24 protein-coding genes are annotated in these 21,726 nt (G+C 47.5%); 18 read left to right on the plus strand and 6 right to left on the minus strand.

Annotated elements, in window-relative coordinates; all coding sequences use genetic code 11:
* The first annotated feature begins 9 nt into the window (after positions 1-9).
* The 9 genes from LA360_RS03600 to LA360_RS03640 all read left to right on the plus strand — a co-directional run bounded on the left by LA360_RS03600 (position 10) and on the right by LA360_RS03640 (position 8,654).
* Positions 10-1,929 (plus strand): BglG family transcription antiterminator, encoded by a 1,920-nt coding sequence (locus tag LA360_RS03600; protein WP_022200513.1) that lies wholly within the window; start codon positions 10-12, stop codon positions 1,927-1,929.
* 140 nt (positions 1,930-2,069) lie between these two features.
* Positions 2,070-2,408 carry a PTS sugar transporter subunit IIA gene (locus LA360_RS03605; protein WP_002595574.1) on the plus strand — a complete coding sequence of 113 codons (339 nt, stop codon included), beginning with the start codon at positions 2,070-2,072 and terminating at the stop codon, positions 2,406-2,408.
* Positions 2,409-2,489: 81 nt separating this feature from the next.
* On the plus strand, positions 2,490-2,810 hold the full coding sequence (locus LA360_RS03610; protein ID WP_002583164.1) for a PTS sugar transporter subunit IIB: 321 nt from the start codon (positions 2,490-2,492) through the stop codon (positions 2,808-2,810).
* 68 nt (positions 2,811-2,878) lie between these two features.
* On the plus strand, positions 2,879-4,213 hold the full coding sequence (gene celB / locus LA360_RS03615) for a PTS cellobiose transporter subunit IIC (RefSeq protein WP_022200514.1): 1,335 nt from the start codon (positions 2,879-2,881) through the stop codon (positions 4,211-4,213).
* Between the two features lie 72 nt (positions 4,214-4,285).
* A complete protein-coding gene (locus LA360_RS03620) occupies positions 4,286-4,810 on the plus strand; it encodes a GrdB-related putative oxidoreductase (protein ID WP_002583162.1) in 525 nt (174 codons plus the stop codon).
* A 15-nt stretch (positions 4,811-4,825) separates the two neighbouring features.
* Complete coding sequence (locus LA360_RS03625; protein ID WP_022200515.1) at positions 4,826-5,806, plus strand: glycosylasparaginase; 981 nt, start codon at positions 4,826-4,828, stop codon at positions 5,804-5,806.
* Positions 5,807-5,810: 4 nt separating this feature from the next.
* Entirely contained in the window at positions 5,811-6,980 is a 1,170-nt protein-coding gene (locus LA360_RS03630) for a Sapep family Mn(2+)-dependent dipeptidase (RefSeq protein WP_022200516.1), read from the plus strand.
* Positions 6,981-7,030: 50 nt separating this feature from the next.
* Positions 7,031-7,777: a copper homeostasis protein CutC gene (locus tag LA360_RS03635; protein ID WP_022200517.1), complete on the plus strand. Its 747-nt coding sequence runs from the start codon at positions 7,031-7,033 to the stop codon at positions 7,775-7,777.
* Between the two features lie 4 nt (positions 7,778-7,781).
* A complete protein-coding gene (locus LA360_RS03640; RefSeq protein WP_022200518.1) occupies positions 7,782-8,654 on the plus strand; it encodes a YitT family protein in 873 nt (290 codons plus the stop codon).
* Between the two features lie 317 nt (positions 8,655-8,971).
* Here LA360_RS03640 and LA360_RS03645 read toward each other — a convergent pair whose 3' ends face one another.
* On the minus strand, positions 8,972-9,205 hold the full coding sequence (locus tag LA360_RS03645) for an HPr family phosphocarrier protein (RefSeq protein WP_002583156.1): 234 nt from the start codon (positions 9,203-9,205) through the stop codon (positions 8,972-8,974).
* A 642-nt stretch (positions 9,206-9,847) separates the two neighbouring features.
* Here LA360_RS03645 and LA360_RS03650 point away from each other — a divergent pair.
* The 8 genes from LA360_RS03650 to LA360_RS03685 all read left to right on the plus strand — a co-directional run bounded on the left by LA360_RS03650 (position 9,848) and on the right by LA360_RS03685 (position 17,005).
* A complete protein-coding gene (locus LA360_RS03650; RefSeq protein ID WP_002583153.1) occupies positions 9,848-10,267 on the plus strand; it encodes an Hsp20/alpha crystallin family protein in 420 nt (139 codons plus the stop codon).
* Between the two features lie 82 nt (positions 10,268-10,349).
* Entirely contained in the window at positions 10,350-10,811 is a 462-nt protein-coding gene (locus LA360_RS03655) for an Hsp20/alpha crystallin family protein (protein WP_022200521.1), read from the plus strand.
* Between the two features lie 302 nt (positions 10,812-11,113).
* Complete coding sequence (locus LA360_RS03660) at positions 11,114-11,458, plus strand: hypothetical protein (RefSeq protein ID WP_057572919.1); 345 nt, start codon at positions 11,114-11,116, stop codon at positions 11,456-11,458.
* 126 nt (positions 11,459-11,584) lie between these two features.
* Positions 11,585-13,675: a ribonucleoside triphosphate reductase gene (locus tag LA360_RS03665; protein ID WP_022200522.1), complete on the plus strand. Its 2,091-nt coding sequence runs from the start codon at positions 11,585-11,587 to the stop codon at positions 13,673-13,675.
* 2 nt (positions 13,676-13,677) lie between these two features.
* Entirely contained in the window at positions 13,678-14,523 is an 846-nt protein-coding gene (locus tag LA360_RS03670; RefSeq protein ID WP_022200523.1) for a PhzF family phenazine biosynthesis protein, read from the plus strand.
* A gap of 39 nt (positions 14,524-14,562) precedes the next feature.
* A complete protein-coding gene (locus tag LA360_RS03675) occupies positions 14,563-14,859 on the plus strand; it encodes a hypothetical protein (RefSeq protein WP_022200524.1) in 297 nt (98 codons plus the stop codon).
* Positions 14,860-14,971: 112 nt separating this feature from the next.
* A complete protein-coding gene (locus LA360_RS03680; RefSeq protein WP_057572917.1) occupies positions 14,972-15,595 on the plus strand; it encodes a DUF4317 family protein in 624 nt (207 codons plus the stop codon).
* A 402-nt stretch (positions 15,596-15,997) separates the two neighbouring features.
* On the plus strand, positions 15,998-17,005 hold the full coding sequence (locus tag LA360_RS03685; RefSeq protein WP_112483286.1) for a DnaJ C-terminal domain-containing protein: 1,008 nt from the start codon (positions 15,998-16,000) through the stop codon (positions 17,003-17,005).
* Positions 17,006-17,352: 347 nt separating this feature from the next.
* On the opposite strand, the gene LA360_RS03690 is transcribed toward LA360_RS03685, so the two are convergent.
* The 3 genes from LA360_RS03690 to LA360_RS03700 all read right to left on the minus strand — a co-directional run bounded on the left by LA360_RS03690 (position 17,353) and on the right by LA360_RS03700 (position 19,476).
* Complete coding sequence (locus LA360_RS03690) at positions 17,353-18,396, minus strand: replication initiation factor domain-containing protein (RefSeq protein ID WP_112483288.1); 1,044 nt, start codon at positions 18,394-18,396, stop codon at positions 17,353-17,355.
* Between the two features lie 226 nt (positions 18,397-18,622).
* Complete coding sequence (locus LA360_RS03695; RefSeq protein WP_022200528.1) at positions 18,623-18,868, minus strand: hypothetical protein; 246 nt, start codon at positions 18,866-18,868, stop codon at positions 18,623-18,625.
* Positions 18,869-19,299: 431 nt separating this feature from the next.
* Positions 19,300-19,476 (minus strand): hypothetical protein, encoded by a 177-nt coding sequence (locus LA360_RS03700; RefSeq protein ID WP_160116379.1) that lies wholly within the window; start codon positions 19,474-19,476, stop codon positions 19,300-19,302.
* Between the two features lie 223 nt (positions 19,477-19,699).
* Between LA360_RS03700 and LA360_RS03705 the strand changes: the two genes are divergently transcribed.
* Positions 19,700-19,942, plus strand: a complete 243-nt coding sequence (locus tag LA360_RS03705) for a hypothetical protein (RefSeq protein ID WP_112483292.1) — start codon at positions 19,700-19,702, stop codon at positions 19,940-19,942.
* Between the two features lie 278 nt (positions 19,943-20,220).
* Here the strand turns inward: LA360_RS03705 and LA360_RS03710 are convergent, their stop codons facing one another.
* Entirely contained in the window at positions 20,221-20,493 is a 273-nt protein-coding gene (locus LA360_RS03710) for a hypothetical protein (RefSeq protein ID WP_112483294.1), read from the minus strand.
* Positions 20,490-21,701 (minus strand): hypothetical protein, encoded by a 1,212-nt coding sequence (locus LA360_RS03715; RefSeq protein ID WP_174713935.1) that lies wholly within the window; start codon positions 21,699-21,701, stop codon positions 20,490-20,492. Before LA360_RS03715 ends, LA360_RS03710 begins: the two co-directional genes overlap by 4 nt.
* Positions 21,702-21,726: the final 25 nt, after the last annotated feature.

Genomic DNA, 21,726 nt, shown 5'->3' on the forward strand with positions numbered 1-21,726 from the left:
AGTTTAACCATGCAGAATAAAAGACAGGAGCAGCTGCTTGCCATATTATTAGAGCGGGGAGACTGGATGACCAGCCGGCAGCTGGCCGGCCTTCTGCAGGTGTCGGACCGGACCATCCGATCCGATGTGGAGGCCATCAATAAGCACACGGACCCGCCGCCTATCGAGTCCAATGTGCGTCAGGGATACAGGCTGTGCGGGGACGCGCGGCCTGCCTTGGCGTCCGGGGCAAAGACAAGGGAGGCAGACATTCCCCAGACTCCCGGAGCCCGCTGTGCATACATGATACAAAAACTGCTTTTTGAGGTAAAGGAGCTGAACCTTACCATGCTCCAGAGCCAGATCTATGTCAGCGGTTATTCTATTGACAATGATTTAAAGCGTATACGCAAGATGCTGGAGCCTTACGGCGGCCTTAAGCTGGTGCGGAATAAGGAATGCATTTCCTTAAAGGGAGACGAGGCCAGCAAGCGTCGTTTCTACCGGGATTTACTGGTGGCTGAGGTGCAGGAGAACTTCCTTAACCTGAACACCCTGGCTCATCTCTACAGAAGCTTTAACCTGATTGAGGTCAAGGATATTTTTGTGGATGTACTGGAAGAATATGACTATTCCATCCATGAGTCCATGTTTCCCATGCTGATTCTCCACGCTGGGACCAGCATTGAACGGATGAACTGCGCCAATTACATCAATATGGAGGAGGGGATGCAGGGGCTGGAGGAAACCATCGAGTACCAGATATCCCAGACCTTCTTTGAACGCATTTCCAAGCGGCTGCACATAACGGTCCACGACGGCGAGGTGGGCATGTTTGCCCTGGTAATCATGGGCAGACGGGCTTCCAATTACACCAGCGATTTTGTCAATTACAATGGAAAGTGGATGAATACCAAGAAGCTGGTAGCGGAAGCCCTGGAACAGGTCTATGCTCTGTTCGGCCTGGATTTCAGGCAGGACGCCGACCTGATGGCGGGGCTTAAGATGCATTTTCACGGACTCATCGAACGTGTTAAGAACCAGGTGCGGATGGAGGATGTGTTTGTGGAGGAAATCAAGCGCAAATATCCCCTTGTTTTTGAAATGGGAATCTATGTGCTGGAGTTTCTGGAACAGAGACTGGGACGGCCCATATCAGATGTGGAAAGCTGTTATATTGCCCTTCACCTGGGAGCTGCCAGTGAACGCATGAATTCCATCAGAAAATACAGGGCTGTGATGATTCTGCCTCATAACCAGTCCTTCTCCGACATGTGTGTGAAAAAGATATCCGACATGTTTCGTGAACGGATGGAGGTGGTAAAGGTATTCGGCTGGTTTGAGGAGGACGAGGTGTCGGCCCTGGACCCGGATTTGCTTCTCAGCACCTTTCCCCTGGAGCACGGACTGGATGTGGAGACAGTCTCCATCAACCTGTTTGTGGACTCGGAAACAGAGTCAAAAATCCTCCAGGCCATCAACCGCCTGGACAAAAAGGGGTTCCGGCTGGAATTCACATCCCATATCGGAAACCTGATACGAAAGGAGCACTACCACTCCCAGGTAGACATGGACCAGCCCGGAGAAATCATCCGCATGCTGTGCGCGGGCCTGGAAAAGGAGGGCATCGTGGAGCCGGAATTCACGAAAGTGGTCTTAAAAAGAGAGCAGATGTCGCCCACTTCCTTTGTGAACACCTTTGCCATTCCCCATGCCTTTGGCGCCTTTGCCAGAAATTCCACCATTGCTGTGGCCCAGCTTAAGAATCCGGTGAAATGGGGCGCCTTTGAGGTACGTCTGGTCATGCTTTTTGCCATCAACGAAGGGGATGCCAGAATGATTAAAATTTTCTTTGACTGGGTATCCAACGTGGCAAACCAGCCGGAGGAGCTGGCAAAATTAGTGGCTCCATGCAGCTATGAGGAATTTATTGACAGAATAATGGGTTGAATTTCCTAGCAGCTAGGAAATGCTTTTAAGGAAAAAAGTGAATAACTGCCTTATAATTAAGGCAACTTAATAAGAAATGCAGCAAACAGAATGGTTTTGTTGCATTTTCTCGTTTCAAAGACAGTAAGGAGGCAGCAAAAATGGTAGAGGGATTAGAAATGATTTGCTTCAGGATTATCTCCAATGTAGGAGGAGCGCGTTCCAGCTACATCGAAGCAATCCAGAAAGCAAAGCAGGGCGACTTTGAAGGCGCCAGGGAATGTATAAGGGCCGGCCAGGAGATGTTCCTGGCTGGACATGAGGCCCATTTTGAACTGATTCAGAAGGAAGCACAGGGAGAGCAGGTAGGCGGTTCCATGATTCTGGTTCATGCGGAAGACCAGCTCATGAGCGCGGAAGGCTTTAAAATCATCGCTGAAGAGATGCTTGCCAGCTACGAGCGAATCGCTGAACTGGAGAAAAGGCTGGAAAACCGGTAAGGACGGACGCCGTGTTTTACCCGCCGATATAAAACAGGAGCAATAAAAGGAAACTATATAGATATCAAGGAGGATTTAATCATGAAACGAGTATATTTATTTTGCAGCGCGGGAATGTCCACCAGCATGCTGGCAAGCAAGATGCAGGGCATAGCCAATTCCCATGACCTTCCCATCGAAGTGGAGGCTTTCCCGGACGGAAAGATTGGCCAGATTATTGACGAGAAGCATCCGGATGTGATTCTCTTAGGCCCCCAGGTCAAATACCGCTACGGCGAGATCGTTGAAAAGTACGGCGACAAGGGTATCCCGATTCAGGTCATCGATCAGACGGATTACGGTATGATGAACGGCGAGAAGGTGCTGAAATCAGCCATCAAGCTCATGAAATCAGCAAAATAACAGTCCGGCCCGGCATCGCAGCCGGCCCGCGTTAAAACAATCATAGTTGAAATGGGGGAACATGAATCATGCTAAACAAGTTAGAATCCGTACTCATGCCATTGGCAGAGAAAATCGGAAAGAATAAATATCTCATTGCCATCCGCGACGGCTTCCTGCTGTCCATGCCGCTGTTAATCGTAGGGTCCTTTTTCCTGCTGATTGCCAACTTCCCGATACCGGGATGGACGGATTTCTGGGCCCGGTTTTTCGGGGACAACTGGGCATCCTATTTTTCAAAGCCCACTGATGCCACCTTCTCCATCATGGCGGTGCTGGCCGTCATAGGCATTGGCTATTCCTTCGCGGAGCAGATGAACGTTGATAAGCTTTTCGGCGCTGCCATTGCCCTGGTGAGCTGGTTCCTCATTATGCCCTATGAGATTCTTGTGGACGGCGGTTCCAGCGTCACCGGAATTCCGTTAAACTGGGTGGGATCCAAGGGTATCTTCGTGGGAATCATCGTGGCCTTTCTGTCAGTCCACATCTATGCGTGGGTAAATAAAAAGGGCTGGGTCATCAAAATGCCCGACGGCGTTCCTCCTACGGTAGCAAAGTCATTCTCGGCCCTGATTCCGGCAGGTATATCCATACTGGTATTCTTTATCATGAATATCGTGTTTGCAATGACACCTTATAAAAATGCATTTAACTTTATCTTTACTATTTTGCAGACACCGCTTTTAAGGCTGGGCAATACGCTTCCGGCCATGGTAATCGCCTATATATTCCTTCACCTCTTCTGGTTCTTTGGAGTGAACGGCGGTTCCGTGGTAGGCGCTGTGTTCAATCCCATCCTACAGACTCTGTCTGCCGACAACCTGGCTGCATTCCAGGCGGGCCAGGCATTGCCCAACATCATTTCCCAGCAGTTCCAGGATTTGTTCGCAACCTTCGGCGGATGCGGTTCCACACTGTCACTGCTCATCGCAATGCTTTTGTTCTGCCATTCCAAGCGTATCAAGGAATTAGGCAAACTGGCCTTAATCCCGGGCGTGTTCGGCATCAACGAGCCCATCGTGTTCGGCCTTCCCATTGTGCTGAACCCAATGATTCTCATTCCTTTCATGCTGGTGCCGACCATAAACATCGTGATTTCATATTTCTGCATGAGCATTGGTCTGGTTCCCATCTGTACGGGCGTTGCCATTCCATGGACCATGCCTGTGGTGCTGTCCGGATTCCTGGCAACAGGATGGCAGGGAGCCGTACTGCAGCTGCTGCTGCTTATACTGGGAGTATTTATCTACATGCCGTTCATCAAGATGATGGATAAGCAGTACCTGGAAGATGAGGCCAAGGCCTCCGAGAAATCAGATGACGATGACTTTGACTTTGATGACCTTTCCTTTGACGACCTGTAGGACGGCTGCCCTTGACGGCCCGGCCTTCCTTTGACAGTCCCAATGGGGATACAATAATATGAGGTGATGATAATGAAAATTATTATGATATACGACCAGATTCAGTCCGGTCTCGGAACAAAAGATGACACAATGGTTCCCCTTACAGGCAAAAGAGAGCCCATCGGTCCCGCGGTCATGATGGAGCCCTTCTTAAAGCAGGTGGACGGCCATGTGACAGCCTGCCTGTGCTGCGGCAACGGAACCTTCCTGGCTGACCCGGAGGAGGTCAGCCGCAAGCTCTGCGCCATGGTAAACAAGCTGCAGCCGGATGTGGTCATGTGCGGTCCTGCCTTTAATTTCGCTGACTATGCGGGTATGTGCGCCAAGGTGGCATGCGACATCAACGCCACCACAAAGGCAAAGGCATTTGCAGCCATGTCCGCTGAGAACGAAGATACCATAGCTGCCTACAAGGACAAGGTGGCCATTGTGAAAACTCCGAAAAAGGGCGGCATGGGACTGAATGACGCGCTTAAGAACATGTGCACGTTGGCAAAGGCACTGGCTGACGGCAGCGATACGGCGGAACTGGAACATAAATTCTGTTTCAAATAGAGGAGGATATACAGGATGTGGGGTATGATTGCAACCTGGCGCATGGCAGTGGAGGGAATCACAAAGGGCGCCCAAATGCTGAAAAACGGCGGTGACGCAGGTGATGCCATCGAGTCTGCCATCCGGGAAGTGGAGGATTTTCCTTACTATAAATCCGTTGGTTACGGCGGACTTCCCAACGAGGAGATGGAAGTGGAAATGGACGCTGCCTTTATGGACGGCAATACCCTGGACATAGGCGCTGTTGCGGCCATCAGGGACTTTGCCAATCCGGTGTCCATTGCCAGGCGCTTGAGCCATGAAAAGGTCAACAGCCTGCTGGTGGCGGAGGGCGCTGAAAAATTCGCCCATAAGGAAGGATTTGAGCGCAAAAATATGCTGACAGACCGGGCAAAGGCCCATTACAGAAAACGCATAAAGGAGATGTCCGCCCAGGCCGCCCTCCAGGCCGCCTCCCAGAAGCTTAAGCCTTATTCCGGCCACGATACCGTGGGCATGGCCTGCCTGGACATGACCGGCAAAATGACAGCCGCTACCTCCACCAGCGGACTCTTTATGAAGAAGAAGGGAAGGGTAGGGGACTCGCCCATATCCGGCTCCGGGTTCTATGCTGACAGCAAAAAGGGCGCTGCCAGCGCCACCGGCCTGGGTGAGGACCTGATGAAGGGCTGCATTTCCTATGAAATCGTTCGCCTCATGGGAGAGGGTATGCATCCACAGGAAGCCTGTGAGACCGCAGTGTCCCGCCTGGACGCGGAGCTTAGGGAGCGCAGGGGCGAGGCAGGTGATTTATCCCTTATAGCCATGAACCCAAAGGGCGAGTGGGGCGTGGCCACCAACATAGAGGGATTTTCCTTTGCCGTTGTCACGGAGGCCCTGGAGCCAACCGTGTATCTGGTGACCCGCCAGGAGAACGGCCGCTGTACCTACGAAAAGGCATCGGATGAGTGGATGGAAAACTATATGAAGACGCGCATGGCGCCCATTGAGGAATAGGAATATGGATGAGCAGAATCAGATAGACAGAAAGCTTCTGGACTATATCGACGAAAACCGGGACCGGCTGGTTGAACATGTCCGTCAGATGGTGCGCATTGACAGCGTGGAAAGGGAGGCCCGGGATGGGGCTCCCTTTGGCCCCGGTGTAAAGGAATCCCTGGACCTGGCCCTCTCCATCAGCAGGGAGATGGGCTTTGAAACCGTTAATCTGGACGGATACATCGGATATGCATTCCATGGCAGGGGAGAAGACTATGTCTGCGCCATGGGGCATGTGGACGTTGTGCCGGCGGGCGAGGGCTGGAGAGAGCCGCCCTTTGGCGGCCATATGGAAGACGGCGTCATATACGGCAGGGGAGTATTGGACAATAAAGGGCCTGTCATGGCCTGCCTGTACGGACTGGCCGCCGTCAAATCGCTGGGGCTAACCCTCAGGCATCCGGTGCGCATTATCTTCGGATGTGACGAAGAAACGGGATTCGAGGACCTCAGGTACTATCTGTCAAAAGAAAATCCTCCTGTATACGGATTTACGCCGGACTGCAAATATCCTGTGGTATACAGTGAGCGGGGAAGGGCAGTGGTGCGTATCATCGGCACAAGGGAATGCCTGGGTACATTTTTCGACTTTGTAAACAAATATTTTATCGGCGCCGGAAACACAGGCGACCGATTAGGTATTGACTACTACCATGAAGAATATGGTATGATGGAGATGCGCGGTTACAGACTGGGATTAGAGCCTGGCGGGAACACCGGCCATGGGAACTACACGGACACGGAAAACCTGGTATCCTTTGACGCCACCTTAAGCTACCCAGGCGGCATTGTCATCCAGGATATCATGAAGCCCATAACGGAAAAGGCAGAGGGCTGCGGCCTGAAGGCAAAGCTGGTGCAAAACTATGATCCGGTGGTTTTTGCCAAGGATTCGCCCATGGTAAAAGCCATGCAGGACAGCTATGAGCGGGTCACCGGCATGGACGGGACTCCCGTGACCACCACCGGCGGCACCTATGCCAAGGCCATGCCCGGAATCGTCCCATTTGGTCCCAGTTTTCCGGGCCAAAAGGGAATCAGCCACAATCCAAATGAGTGGATGACCGTGGACGACCTGGTAACCAACGCAAAAATATATGCACTGGCCCTGTACCGTCTCGCACAGCTTTAGGCCCTTGAGCGGCACTGGAATGACGTACAGGAAGAAGGAGAGGTTTTTATATGTTGGAGATATGCTGCGGCAGCTATTACGATGCCCTGCAGGCCGCGTCCGGAGGAGCCGGACGGATTGAACTGAACTGTGCCCTGCACTTGGGCGGGCTTACGCCCTCCCTGGCATCCCTGGAACTTGTGAAGGAACACTGCAATGTGAAAGTGATTGCCATGGTCCGGCCCAGAGGCGGCGGATTCTGTTACAGTGAAGAGGATTTCAATGTTATGCTCAGGGAATGCGAACATCTGGTCCGCCACGGAGCGGACGGCATTGCATTCGGCTGTCTGAGGGAGGACGCCTCCATTGACAGGGAACGGAATGCCCGGATGATTTCCATTATCCACAGCCATGGAAAGGAAGCCGTATTCCACCGGGCCTTTGACTGCACCTCCAACCCCTATGAATCCATAGAGACTCTGATTGAGCTGGGAGCTGACCGTCTTCTGACCAGCGGTCTGAAACCAAAGGCAGTGGAAGGAAAGGCTTTGTTGGGAGCCCTTCAGTCAGCTTACGGAAACAGTATTGAAATCCTTGCCGGAAGCGGCATCAATGCCTCCAATGCCAGAATGCTCATGGAAGAAACCGGAATAAGGCAGGTTCACAGCTCCTGCAAGGACTGGATGACGGACTCCACCACCACATCCAATGGAGTGACCTACGGCTTTGCAGAACCTCCTCATGCAAACTGCTATGACGTGGTGTCAGAGACACTGGTCCGCCAGCTCTTAGACAGCCTTGGGGAGTTGGGGAGATAGGACCATGATAGCAAAATACAAAAAGAACATACTGGTGAGAAGGCTCATAACCATCCTGGCAGTAGTGGCGTCGGCCCTGCTGCAGACCTATGTGATTCAGGCATTCATACGGCCGGCCAACCTTCTGTCCAGCGGATTTACCGGTGTGGCCATCCTCATTGACAGGATTGCCTCCCTCTACGGGCACAATATTTCCACCTCCCTGGGAATGCTGGTCCTCAATATACCGGTGGCCGTTCTCTGCAGCCGGAGCATCAGCATGCGTTTTACCTTTTATTCCATGCTGCAGGTGTTCCTGGCCAGCTTCTTTCTCAAAATATGCAGCTTTGAACCTCTGTTCAACGATGTGCTTCTGGATGTGGTCTTCGGCGGTTTCCTGTACGGACTGTCCATTGCCATTGCCTTAAGGGGAAACGCCTCCACAGGCGGCACGGACTTCATTGCTCTGTATGTTTCCAATAAGACAGGACGGACCATATGGGAATATGTGTTTGCAGGCAACTGCGTGATTCTCTGCATCTTCGGATACATGTTCGGATGGCTGTATGCGGGATATTCCATCCTGTTCCAGTTCGTATCCACCAAAGCCATCTCTGCCTTTCATCACAGATATGAACGGGTTACGCTGCAGATTACCACCACTAAGGCACAGGACATCATAAACCAGTATGTAAAACAATACAGACACGGCATATCCTGTGTGGACGCGGTGGGCGGTTACAGTCATAAGAAGATGTATCTGCTTCACACCGTGGTATCCTCCTATGAGGTGAACGACATTGTGCATCTCATGCGGGAACAGGATCCTCATGTCATTGTCAATATGATTAAAACGGAAAACTTTTACGGCGGATTTTATCAGGCGCCCATTGAATAATGCTGCCGCGCGGCAGATTGATAGGGCCGGAAAGGTATCACTGATTTACATAAAATTTTTATGTAAATATTTTTGCAAAGATTTTACAAAATATGCCTCTCAGAATTTACAGAGATTTTATATAATGAAATCACAATATGAAATTCAGGAGGCGTGCGGTATGAAATCATTTAAAATCATAAAGGAATATTGGCGTCTGGCAATTCTCGGACTGGCCTATACAGCCGTGTTCGCCGCCGCCATCACAATCATAATCAGATAGTCAAAAGCAGCCGGCTGAATCGCAGCCGGCTGCTTTTTTCCGAATCCTGTTCCGTTTATACCGCAAATTTCGCAAGTCTGTTTTTTATATCCCTGGAGCCATCCTCATCAATGTGAAGAATCAGCTCCACTGTGCGGGATACCGCCAGGTAAAGAACTCCCAGAACGGACTTGGCGTCTACCATACAGCTGCCATACTTAATATCTGCATCACAGTCATAATGGCTCAGTGTATTCACAAAATCTACCACCTGTTCCGGCTGTTCAAACTTAACTAACATACTTGTCATAATCTTACACTCCTTTGCATATCACCGGCTTCTGTTTCCCGCCGGACTTGTCATATGGTGTTGTTATAAGTATAGGAGCCCTGCATGGATTTTTCCATGGTAAGATCTTTGGATTTCCTGTAATATTTCACGTTTTTCGCCTGATTTAAGGAAGATCAGGAAATAAAATGTTAAATCCGTATCCCGTCAACCGGCAGCACCATGATTACAGCCAGATATATGCACGGACTGCAACCGCTCCCATCATAACTAAAAACATGATTCCCAAACCAGCCATGTCACTCCACAACTCTTTCTTCATATCAATACGCCTCCTTCATATGCCTTATCACTTCTTTGGATGACATTATAGCGGCACCATAGGGTTTAAAGATTCCATATCCAAATCATGGGCTATATATAAAGATTCCATGAGGAAATGTTTAAATCATTGACAGAGACTGCAAATGCCAAAATGTGAAAAAAATGTGAATTTAGCACTCAACCCTTGACTTTGCTAATAATACGTGTTATATTACACATAGAACAAAGGAGGAGGAAAGAAAAAGATGAAATGAGATGTATTTCATAAATTCCTTTCCATCCGGTTCCAGTACAATCTATAACAGCCTCATAGATTATTAAATAAAGGAGAGATGACATATGTTGATGCCTAGTATTTTTGGAGAAAACTTATTGGATGACTTTTTTGATTACTCATTCGGCAGCCACAAGACATTCGATATGATGAATACCGATATCAAGGATACTGAAAATGGCTATGAGATAACCATGAACATGCCCGGTGTCAAAAAAGAAGATGTAAAGGCAGAGCTCAAGGACGGATATCTGACCATACAGGCCACAACAGATTCCAGCAAGGATGAGAAGGATTCCAACGGAACCTACATCCGCAGAGAGCGTTATACCGGTTCCTGCAGCAGAAGCTTCTATGTAGGTGACGCAGTGACCCGGGAGGACATCAAGGCTAAATTTGAGGACGGCACCCTGAAGATGCTGGTTCCCAAGAAAGAAGCAAAACCGGCCGTGGAGGAGAAAAAGTATATTGCAATCGAAGGTTAACATGATAGGTGACAGACCGAAACATACATGGCTCCCGGAAACAGTTTTGGGAGCCGCACAGAAAACAAAGGAGGAATGATGTATGTTAATGCCCAGTATTTTTGGTGAAAACATGTTTGATGAATTTTTCAGGGATCCATTTTTTGACGACAGAGATATGAAAAAGCTGGAGAAAAAAATATATGGACGCAGAGGCAAAAACCTGATGAAAACCGACATCCGTGAAACAGATACAGAATATGAGCTGGAAATGGATTTGCCGGGATTTAAGAAAGACGAAATCAAGGTATCCCTCAAGGACGGATATCTGACCATCTGCGCTGCCAAAGGCTTGGATAAGGATGAGCAGGAGAAGAACAGCGGCAGATATATCCGCCAGGAGCGTTATGCCGGCAACTGTGAGAGAAGCTTCTATGTGGGCGGGGACGTGACTGACGAGGATATAAAGGGTGAATTCAAACACGGCATCCTGAGACTGTCCATTCCCAAGAAGGATGCAAAGTCACTGGCAGAGGAGAAGAAGTATATATCCATTGAGGGATAACCCTGACATAACAAAACAGAACCCCGCAGTTCCGGTGATTGTGGCATCACATCATTGGGGCCGCGGGGCTCCTTTTTTATGTCCGGTATTTTCTTCATTCTCCTGATTATGTGCAGTTTGCGGGCATAAAGCCCGGCAGCAAAAGCAGAGTCATCGATATTAGGAATTTTGCAAGGGAAAATTAAGAGTTATCTTCCCGCACTTATTGTATACTTTTAGTATAAACTGGAACAGCACAGGGAAAGGATGATATATGGGATAATGCAACAGGAAAATGGGACGGGCCGGAAACCATTAGGTATATGTCACAAAAAAACTGGATGGAGACAGAAAGCATTTCCCGGCTTTGCATTTCCCGCCTATCCGTGGATACGGTGAATGTACAATTAAAAAACCGAAATCACTTTTATACCACGTCCGATCGGATGATGGACCAGTTATTTACAGATATGTCCGGCAGGAACTGGACCCTTCTTCCAGGTCAGGTACCGCCGACAGGCCCTCCTGATGCAGTACTGTCTGTTTACAGGATGGAAGGCGGGGACGTATTTCTATCATGCTATCAAAAGGAAGAGACAGCAGTCATCTGGACAGCTCCTTTTGTCTATAATATTGCCAACGATATGAGAAGTCCTTGGAAGCGGTGATTCAGGCCATTGGAGACATCCCATTCTGATGAATTGATGCTGTATTTATGCCCATGTCTTTGATATAATGGAATAAATCTGCTTATACTGACAGTGATTCACACCTAACGAGGAGGAGACAAGAACATGCTTTTAGTGGCTAAAAGAGACGGGGAAACCGTGGAATTCCAATTGGATAAGATAACGATGGCTATCAAGAAGGCCTTTAAAGCAACAGGTAAATCATACACGGCTGATATTATTGAGCTATTGTCGCTCCGGGTCACCTCTGATTTCCAGGAGAAGATAAAAGACAGCCGGATTAGCGTGGAGGATATTCAGGACAGCGTGGAAAAGGTTCTGGAGGAATCCGGATACACTGATGTGGCCAAGGCATACATACTGTACCGGAAACAGAGAGAGAAAATCAGGAATTTAGATAAGACCATCCTTGACTATAAGGATGTGGTGGATAACTACGTAAAGGTGGAGGACTGGCGCGTCAAGGAAAATTCCACCATCACATATTCTGTTGGCGGGCTGATTCTGAACAATTCCGGCGCAGTGACTGCCAATTACTGGCTTACGGAAGTGTATGACAGGGAGATTTCCGATGCCCATGTAAACGGGGACATCCATATCCACGATTTGTCCATGCTGACCAGCTACAGCTGCGGATGGTCCCTCAGGAAGCTTCTGCTGGACGGCCTGGGCGGCATTACCGGGAAAATTACCGCATCCCCGGCCAGGCACCTGGCCACCCTCTGCAACCAGATGGTAAACTTTCTGGGAATCATGCAGAATGAGTGGGCTGCCTCCCAGTCATTTTCGTCCTTTGACACCTACCTGGCTCCCTTTGTGAAGGCGGATAACCTGTCCTACGATAAGGTCAAGAAATGCATGGAGGCGTTTGTCTTTGGAGTCAACACCCCCAGCCGCTGGGGTACCCAGGCCCCATTTTCCCACATTTTCATGGACCTGAAGGTGCCAGGGGATATGGCTGATGAAAAGGCCATTGTGGGCGGCAGGAGAATGGAATTTACATACGGGGACTGCCAGAAGGAAATGGACATGGTGAACCGGGCGTTCCTGGAAACCATGCTGGAAGGCGATGCCAATGGCCTGGGATTCCAGTATCCCATTCCGGCTTATGGGATAGGACCGGATTATGACTGGTCGGATACGGAACAAAACCGGTTATTGTTTTCCCTGGCATCCCATTACGGCACCCCGTATTTCGTCAATTACATGGGAAACGGCATGAAACCGGAAGATGTAAGGACTTCTTATGAAGGAATCCGGCCGGACTTCCGTGTGCTGCGGAAAAAATCAGGCGGCTTTTTCGGGTACGGAGAGCATACGGGTTCCGTGGGCGTGGTCACGGTCAATCTTCCCAGGATTGCGTACCAGTCAAAGAACGAAAAGGAGTTTTTTGCCCGGCTGGACCAGATGATGGACCTGGCTGCCCGTTCCCTGAGCATTAAGCGGAAGGTGATCTCCACCCTGTTAAAAAATGGACTTTATCCCTATACGGCCTGTTACCTCACTGATTTTGACAATCACTTTTCATCCATCGGCGTCATCGGCATGAATGAAGCAGGACTCAATGCACCGTGGCTGAAGGCCGGCCTGGAATCCGAAGAGACAGAGAAGTTCGCTGTCTCTGTCCTGAACCATATGCGTGAAAAGCTGATTGGATACCAGATGGAGTACGGTAATCTCTACGGCCTGGAAGCAACGCCCGCAGAATCAGCTACCTTCCGTTTCGCCAGACTGGACCGGGAGCATTTCTCCGGGATCCGGACAGCCGGTCATGATGGGGACAAGCCTTATTATACAAACAGCACCAAGCTGCCCGCAGATTATGACGGTACATTGCGGGATGCGCTCATAAACCAGGATTCCCTGCAGCCGCTTTATACCACAGGCACTGTATTCCATGTGTACATGGAGCAGGAACTGGAGGACTGGAAACAGGCAAGGGACCTGCTCTGGGGAATGATTACAGAGCACCATATTCCCTGTTTCACACTGTCTCCCGTTTACACCATCTGCCAGACCTGCGGCTACCTGCCCGGCAGGCAGGAGACTTGTCCGAAATGCAAAGGAGCTGCGGATGTTTACAGCAGGATTGCGGGCTATTACAGGCCGGTCCATGACTGGAACGACGGCAAGGCACAGGAGTTTAAAAACAGGATTATGTTCCATTTGCATGATGACAGGAGAGACAGCGAATAAACATGGATGTTTATGTGGCAAATGCGTTCAGCAAAGATAACAAGGGCGGAAATAAGGCGGGAGTGGTCTTGCAGCAGGCCTGCCTGAATGAAGCAGAAAAAACAAAAACAGCCTTTCTGCTGGGGTATTCAGAGACAGCCTTTGTCTTTGACTCAGAGCTGGCTGATTTTAAATTAGAATACTTTACCTCTGCAGGGGAAGTACCTCTGTGCGGTCATGCCACAATCGGGACTTTTACTGTGACGCGGCATTTAGGGATGCTCAAAAAACCGGAGTACACCATTGAGACAAAATCCGGTATATTGAGAATACGTGCGGATGAAAGCGGCCTGATTTTCATGGAGCAGAATATCCCGAAATTCTACGAAAGGCTGGATAAGGGGGATGTGCAGGCATGCTTTGATTCAGACGTCATCACCGATACCTTACCTGTGCAAATCGTATCCACAGGTTTAAGGGATATCCTGGTTCCGGTAAGGGAGCCTGAGATTCTGGGCAGGATGACGCCAGATTTTGCCGCCATCACCAGGCTGAGCCGGAAGAAAAAATGCATCGGCATCCATGCGTTTTCCCCTGCAAAAGAGAGGGGATTGGCCGCCATATGCAGGAATTTCGCCCCGCTTTACGGCATAGATGAGGAATCCGCCACCGGCACCTCCAATTGTGCGCTGGCCTGCTATTTATACGAGTACGCATCCAGGCAAGATCAGTATATCTTTGAACAGGGACATAATCTTAACAGCATTTCCAGAATATACGTTAATCTGGACACCGAAGATAATACGATTACGGGGGTATGGGCGGGAGGATACGGGTATTTGTCCTGTGTGAGAAGTGTTGCGGTTTAACCATCCATCTTCCCAGCTATACCAGACAGATTTCACTCCATGGATATTGAGAAGGATTACAATAATATAGAAATCCTGCCCTCTGAGGATGGACGGTATTATCTGGAGTACCGTCTGTATACATATGGCTCTGAGCCGCAGTATCATGTCAGCCAGGATACCCTGACCTTCCGTTGTATCCAGAATCCCCAAACCCAGATGAATGTGGCGGGTTTCATGGTATGTAACACAAACGGCACCCGAGAGCAGGGCGTTGTGAGAGTCTACGTGCCAAATCACATCATCCTATGGAAACGTAAACCTGACAGGACGGAATATAAATGCTTCTGCGTCTGACGGAGATACGGCCCTTTCCTTTACAGCAGGAAAATAAGTTGTTGGTCCATGAAGTATATGATACAATCTGTTTATGAATGACAGAAAATGACAGGAAGGTAATTGACAGATTATGATAAACAGAGAAGACATGCTGGAGCTTACAAGACGGATGACCCTTTCCCGCACCTCCTTTACCAGGATTGCGGGATGTTATGTGGACAGGGACGGGGATTTTGACGGAAGTTTTAATATTAATTTTCTGAAATTATCAGCATCAGAACGGACAAAGAAACTGAAACTGGCTAAGGAAATCCCCTTTGCAGCCACAAATGTAAACCTGAGAAAATACGAATATACTCAAAGCGCACGGAAGCCGGGAAGTATGTGGCAGCTGCTCATGGCCATGAACGAATGCGGCCTGAAAAATGATGCCCTGATGGATACCTTTTATGATGTTGTCATGGAGCATTACCGTGCGGACAGGGAGTATGCCATCCTTGTGTTCCATGACCGTTATGATATCCCGGCAAAAGGTTCTGACAGGGAACGCCAGTGGGAATCAGAGGAAGTATTTGAATATATGATTTGCGCCGTCTGCCCCCTGAGCGGAAAGTATGAGCCGGATAAACCCGTATGCGGATTTTTGTTCCCTGCCTTTACGGACAGGAGCGGGGATCTGAATCACATTGATGTGTTTCAGGCGGATGCGGACAGGCCTCACAATGAAATACTGAAGCTTTTGGGAATCAATTGACAGAGTTTGGACTTTCGGATACAGAGAGCAGCATGGATTGGAAAATCCGGAATCAGACTACGTTTGTATGATATTGATTACGCCGACATCTTCAAAAGGAGGCCGGACCTCTGACGTGTTTAAAAATTTTCATCAAATAATTGCAAATAATTGCAAATTACTCTTGACGCTATACTTGTCATGTGTTATAACACATATATAACAGATAGGGTTATGGAACAAAAAAACTATGAAACCGTCGTTTTGATAATGTTTGTCCCATAAGAGAGAACCCGAACCAGCAGCGAAAAAAATGTAATACAACCAAGAGATAATATAGTAGCGAAGGTATGCGGGGGAGCATTTGGGTGTTCTCCCGTTTTTCTCTTACCTAAATATCCAAAGGAAAGAAGGGGAGCATGAATGATGAAAAAAGATTATTATGATGTTTTAGGTGTCAGCAGGACAGCAGATGCCGCGGCAATCAAAAAAGCATACAGGAAACTGGCAAAAAAGTATCATCCGGACAGCAATGTGGGAAATGTCCAGGCAGAAGAGCGTTTCAAAGAACTAAATGAGGCCTATGATATACTGGGTGACAAGAAAAAGCGGGAATTATACGACCAGTATGGGCATGCAGCATTTGATGAGACAGCCGGAGCTTATGGAAGCACAGAAAGCAATGGTTTTGGGAATGGCCCCCATTATGCCTACAGAGATATGAATAATGGCTATTTTGAAGGCGGAGAGGATATGGACGATATTCTGAAACATATTTTCGGAGGTTCCGGTGCTTTTCATAGAGGAACCGCCAATGGATTCCGGGGTAACGGATTCAACAAAACCTATTCCAGACATGGATTCCCGGAAAAGGGGGCAGACATCCAGAGAAGCATAGAAGTCAGTTTCGATGAAGCGGCCTTTGGCTGCAAAAAAATAATCCGTCTGCAGGACGAAAACGGACAGGTGCAGTCAATGGAGGTAACTATTCCGGCAGGCATTGCGGACGGCAAAGTAATGCGTTTAAAAGGAAAAGGTATGGCCGGAACCAATGGCGGGGAGCCTGGAAACCTGCTCCTGAACATAACAGTTCATGACAAACCGGGATTCCGCAGAGACGGCCAGAATGTTTATACAACCGTTACAATTCCGTTTACAACAGCAGTGCTTGGCGGCGAAGTCAAGATTTCCACGATTTATGGTGATGTTATATGCAAGATAAAGGCAGGTACACAGTCCGGAAGCCAGATCCGTCTGAAGGGTGAGGGCATTGTGGTCTCAGGAAATCCAGCTGTACATGGCGACCAGTATGTGACAGTAGAGGTGCAGGTTCCAAAGAACCTGACGCCAGAGGCAAAGCAGAAATTAAAAGAATTTGAACAGCTCTGCAATGAAACTGGCAAAAGTACCCATGGCGGATATGCCGCTTAAAGATATATGTTTTTAAGGCTTAAAGTTTAAAAAGGAAGGAATGTTAAAAAAAGAAGGCAGCATTCATGCGCGGAGTATGAAACCCCAGGTATGGATGCTGCTATAAACTGTGAAATGAAGATTGCGTTAAATGTTGATTTTACGAGTGAATTTGTATAACTTGGTTTGAATAGAGCGGTTTATAACTATTCGCGAAAGCACGGTAAGGACTTTCACGAAAATGTCTGGCGAAGCCAGTCAGGGAAATGGTAGTTGACAGCGCGCGACATGGAATATTCCCGTAGGAGCGCGCTTGTTTGTCAACTATTTGTGAAAGCCAGACTTTCGCGAATTAGTTATAATCTATATCAATTACAAAGTTCATCCATTGCCATTTTATACAATGACTTATTCATACGATTTAAACCATTTTCCAGGTTATCCTCTACAAATTCAAGGCTCCCACCATCAGCCAAAATGACAGCGGCGAGAGTAGGCATGACCTGCCTTTTTATCCAGGTCTTTTTCTCGTCCATGGTCTTTTCATACTTTGGGACGGTTATCTTAAGTGATGATACTCCATCCATAAAATCAGCCCAGACGGGATATGTAGAACAACGAGAACGATTGATATCGTCAAGCTCAATCATCCGCATGTAATGCCCCAGGACACCAACAGCAACAGCACCCAGGGGAATACCAGATGTAAGCATTTTAGATACACTAACCGCCCGGTCATTCTTAAGTTCAAGCTCCCAGCGGACCCATGGGTTATCAATGTGAGTACCAGTTGCAGAAAGCTTGCGATTGCGCTCTAACTGCTTATCATAAACCCTCAAAAAGATATCACTTGTACGACTGCCAAAGTATACCGTATGGCCTGTTTTACGGCCGGATACTTCGGATTCAACCACGTTACGCATGTTACGGAACTTTGAGACAATCTGAGTGTTTGAGTAAAGTCTGCAAACATCATCCGTTGAGAAGTACTTACAGCCGATATCGTCTATCGCAATATCAATCCTGGTAACATGACCATTGTCCCGTATGCGCTCCAAGAGAGCCACCATAAAGGTACTATCAAAATCTATGTCGTACCCCTCACCGAAGGGGGTATTTACTTTCAATGTTTCCGAAAAACTTCGGACCAGTTCACCTATGGCAGAACCGGCCACATCAATATGTATACCCATGTCCGGGTTACCATCACACAAAACGCTGAGTGAATAGCCGTTAAGCCGAAACATGGTCCTGTAACCACGGGCACCTTTTGGCATCCGTGTGAAATCATCCATCACATAACCAAACATATCCAGCACATCCACAACATCAGCCGTTGACATGACCGTGAACGACAGCCAGTCAACCGACACAACCAACCCATTAGACAGGGTTATTAAGTTTCCTTCCATTCCGACCTCCACTGTATTTAGTACCCCCGTATTACCCTACGGGGGTTTTACAAGCCATCCCCAGCAGGAAAATGGCAGAACGTAGGTATTACACGTAATGACGAATCTAAACCGCTGTCTGGCCTGGCACGGAGAGCGAACAAGGAAATGCGGGAATCACCCGCAAGGGGGCTGGCTGAACCAGGACAGAACAGCCAGCATAAGGAGAAGTGCGAAAAGCCGACTACTACTTACAGATAGCCAAATCGCAGACATAACCACGGTTATTGTATTCAACATCAACCAGCATACCGGGCCGAATATCAGAAATACATTTAAGATTCAGATTATCACTGACAAAGATAGAAGATACAGATTCACCTTCCACCTGTGCATCCTTAAACGCAGAATGCAATGTAACCCCCTTGACAGGGTTGCCAGTCTTACGGCTCACATAGTCAACGGACTGAATACCTAAAACTTTAACTTTCATGATTTTACCTTCCTTTCAATATTCTATTATCAACGTACCACCCAGGGCATTTACATCAACCTGGGAGGGCAGTATTTCTGCCTAAATCCAACCGTCAATTTCTCGATAGCAATTGACAAACAAACCGCTTAAACAAAATGTAATCAACCGTAACAAATATGTAATTGATTACAGATATGGGAGGGGGTATACTAAATGTACCACCAAAAAGAAACCCCACCCACCATATATGCCATATCACACCAAGGAGGTGAAAACATGGATTTAATAAAATACTTTATTTTAGGTATCGGAATGACAATCAATGCAATGATTTACTTAATCGGAACAATCGTTACATTTATACAAAACCTCGCCTAAAACCTCCACTCAGCTTTTACACGGACTTGTGACCGTTCTCTATGGAGAGAGTAGCTTTAAAGGGGAAGGGGCTAGGCCCCTTGCTCCGTATCAACCTTATTAAGTTCGTTCCATAAACCTTGCAACTGAACAAATACAGCAGAAGCAACAGCGCATTCAGCGCGCCCCTCACCAGATATACAACGAACCATTTCAGCACATGAATAATCAAGGTAACGCCGAAAAATTTCTTTCTCCTTTTTTGTCATTTCTCTTTCCCCTTCCTTTTTTGCTATGAATCTGATATACTTATGTTGAATTAGTGGCCCCATTCTCACTGCTACACTGTATCATGTTCTCGTTGCTATGGAGCTTTATTAACTTTGTAACTATAGTATAACATAATGCCTAGGCCTAGACAATAGACATAGTGACGAATCTAGGCCTAGTAAATTGTGCATAGTGTCTAGGCCTAGACAGGAGATATACAATATGAACAAAAATGAACGGACAGAATACAAAAGAGAGTACAATAAAGACACATATAAAACAGTGAAAGTCTATATCCGTGAGGAAGAATACCCGGAAGTAATCGAACACATGAAGGCCAGGGGGTACACCAAATTAAGCGGATATATTAAAGACCTAATCGCCCAAGATATGGAGCGAACAGGAGAGAAAAGCAATAAAACGGTTAACATAGGGCGGGATAATATTGGCACAATCAACATGTAAAGAGAGCCAGCCGTCCAGCAGAACGAACACAATTATAACCATAATCGTTTTAGCATTCGTTTTAGCAATCGTGCTAGGAATAACAAAAAGGAAGTAACAAGGGGATTAAAAATACCAGCCCAGATTATCCCCCATGCGCAACCCATGCCAAACCAGATAAACCAATGAAAATACGGACAGGCAGAACATGAACATGTTAAAAACGTAGACATAAAAACCTCCAATCAGGAAAGCCCCGGCCTGCGGCGAAGCCTAGCAGGCCGGATACACACATCCAATCACTCAATACCAAGGAACGGTATCTTGCGCAATATAAACATGGTGAACTTCCAAACGTGTTCAAAGTTCACAACTATCAGCAGGACAGGCAGAAGTATCTTCACCATGGATATATCAACGAACACACTAATGATACCCATGCCGCCCTGTATACAGGTAAATAATTCATCAATCACGGATGTTACAGCAGACGGCATATCAGGCAGATTAATCCAACCAAAGACCAGTTTTAACAGGGCCGCTACAAGGTCAAATACAGCTTGTAAAATCAATTGCGCAACACCTCCTCAAATTTCCTATGCATGAGGGAGAGTAAGGCGCCAATCATGATTAGATTGCCGACAAAATAAAGCTTATCCTGAATGCCCTTACCCCAGTCTGTATTTAGAAAATCAAACTGAACCGTCTGGCCCGGGATAATAACTGTACCGTCCATCCATTTAAATTCCGGGAAGGGGATACCAACAGAAGAAGAACCAGCAGACGTGTATATATCAACCATGCGCACCAGTAAATCAACCGGGAGCATGAGGAAGCCCAACCTGTCATTAAAGAACTGATACATGCCATCAAACCAGGACTTGAAATATTCATCCGAGGGGATGAAAAGCGACTTCAACCCCTCAATGATGAAATTCCCATGCTTTTCAATCGCACCTGTGACTTTATCCGTGTTAGCATTATCAGCGGCTATGATATCATCCGTATTATCCCGGTCAGCCTGCAACTGTTCAGAATGTTGTTGCGTCATTTTCGCATAAAGATTAGTAAATTCCCCGGCAAGCTGATTCCAAAATGCCGTAAGCTGAGAAGATATAGTTTGTATCGTATTTTTAATAAGCTCAATAATCGTATCCCCTTGCTCTACCTGTTGAGCCGTATTATTAGATATACTTTGGTTAATATCCTGGTCAACATTATCAGTTCCAGGCGAGCCACCCTGAACAGGCGCATCATTAGATAATTTAGTAAAACTTATACTAACGTACCCACCCCAAGGAGGTGTACCTGTATCCGATTTAAGCCAATTAGAAATATTAAACTGTTGGGCAGACGCACCAATAGAAACGTTAGAACTAAGATAAAAGTCACCCGAACTATAAGTACCCGTTACACCAAACGATGATTCAGGGTCATGTACATTATTATAATGCGAAGAAAACCACAAAGAAGAACCACCATAAGAAATGAATGTATTACTGGCAAAATGAACCTGCACATTATACTTACCAGCAGGAGGCAATGACCGCTTTAACAATATAAAACCAAACCAATCACCAGATGCATAATTAGACGGGAGAGGAATAGAAGCATAACCATTTTTATCGACCTGTGAAAAAACATGATGCCTTACACCAGACATATCATAATAAGCAAGACACATCTGTACACCAGAATAATCAACTGAATTAGATACAGTATCATCACCAGAGGACGCAACGGAAAGAACATCCAATGTGTCAAAATCATCCGTTTCCATGTAGTCCTGGGATGGTAACGCATTA

Origin of the sequence: Enterocloster clostridioformis, assembly GCF_020297485.1 — a bacterium.
Taxonomy (GTDB): Bacteria; Bacillota; Clostridia; order Lachnospirales; family Lachnospiraceae; genus Enterocloster; species Enterocloster clostridioformis.

Excerpts from the sequence above, each read along its gene's own strand:
- LA360_RS03600 (WP_022200513.1), top strand. The coding sequence starts at position 10 with ATGCAGAATAAAAGACAGGAGCAGCTGCTTGCCATATTATTAGAGCGG.
- LA360_RS03605 (WP_002595574.1), top strand. The coding sequence starts at position 2,070 with ATGGTAGAGGGATTAGAAATGATTTGCTTCAGGATTATCTCCAATGTA.
- LA360_RS03610 (WP_002583164.1), top strand. The coding sequence starts at position 2,490 with ATGAAACGAGTATATTTATTTTGCAGCGCGGGAATGTCCACCAGCATG.
- celB (WP_022200514.1), top strand. The coding sequence starts at position 2,879 with ATGCTAAACAAGTTAGAATCCGTACTCATGCCATTGGCAGAGAAAATC.
- LA360_RS03620 (WP_002583162.1), top strand. The coding sequence starts at position 4,286 with ATGAAAATTATTATGATATACGACCAGATTCAGTCCGGTCTCGGAACA.
- LA360_RS03625 (WP_022200515.1), top strand. The coding sequence starts at position 4,826 with ATGTGGGGTATGATTGCAACCTGGCGCATGGCAGTGGAGGGAATCACA.
- LA360_RS03630 (WP_022200516.1), top strand. The coding sequence starts at position 5,811 with ATGGATGAGCAGAATCAGATAGACAGAAAGCTTCTGGACTATATCGAC.
- LA360_RS03635 (WP_022200517.1), top strand. The coding sequence starts at position 7,031 with ATGTTGGAGATATGCTGCGGCAGCTATTACGATGCCCTGCAGGCCGCG.
- LA360_RS03640 (WP_022200518.1), top strand. The coding sequence starts at position 7,782 with ATGATAGCAAAATACAAAAAGAACATACTGGTGAGAAGGCTCATAACC.
- LA360_RS03645 (WP_002583156.1), bottom strand. The coding sequence starts at position 9,205 with ATGACAAGTATGTTAGTTAAGTTTGAACAGCCGGAACAGGTGGTAGAT.
- LA360_RS03650 (WP_002583153.1), top strand. The coding sequence starts at position 9,848 with ATGTTGATGCCTAGTATTTTTGGAGAAAACTTATTGGATGACTTTTTT.
- LA360_RS03655 (WP_022200521.1), top strand. The coding sequence starts at position 10,350 with ATGTTAATGCCCAGTATTTTTGGTGAAAACATGTTTGATGAATTTTTC.
- LA360_RS03660 (WP_057572919.1), top strand. The coding sequence starts at position 11,114 with ATGTCACAAAAAAACTGGATGGAGACAGAAAGCATTTCCCGGCTTTGC.
- LA360_RS03665 (WP_022200522.1), top strand. The coding sequence starts at position 11,585 with ATGCTTTTAGTGGCTAAAAGAGACGGGGAAACCGTGGAATTCCAATTG.
- LA360_RS03670 (WP_022200523.1), top strand. The coding sequence starts at position 13,678 with ATGGATGTTTATGTGGCAAATGCGTTCAGCAAAGATAACAAGGGCGGA.
- LA360_RS03675 (WP_022200524.1), top strand. The coding sequence starts at position 14,563 with ATGGATATTGAGAAGGATTACAATAATATAGAAATCCTGCCCTCTGAG.
- LA360_RS03680 (WP_057572917.1), top strand. The coding sequence starts at position 14,972 with ATGATAAACAGAGAAGACATGCTGGAGCTTACAAGACGGATGACCCTT.
- LA360_RS03685 (WP_112483286.1), top strand. The coding sequence starts at position 15,998 with ATGATGAAAAAAGATTATTATGATGTTTTAGGTGTCAGCAGGACAGCA.
- LA360_RS03690 (WP_112483288.1), bottom strand. The coding sequence starts at position 18,396 with ATGGAAGGAAACTTAATAACCCTGTCTAATGGGTTGGTTGTGTCGGTT.
- LA360_RS03695 (WP_022200528.1), bottom strand. The coding sequence starts at position 18,868 with ATGAAAGTTAAAGTTTTAGGTATTCAGTCCGTTGACTATGTGAGCCGT.
- LA360_RS03700 (WP_160116379.1), bottom strand. The coding sequence starts at position 19,476 with ATGACAAAAAAGGAGAAAGAAATTTTTCGGCGTTACCTTGATTATTCA.
- LA360_RS03705 (WP_112483292.1), top strand. The coding sequence starts at position 19,700 with ATGAACAAAAATGAACGGACAGAATACAAAAGAGAGTACAATAAAGAC.
- LA360_RS03715 (WP_174713935.1), bottom strand. The coding sequence starts at position 21,701 with ATGGAAACGGATGATTTTGACACATTGGATGTTCTTTCCGTTGCGTCC.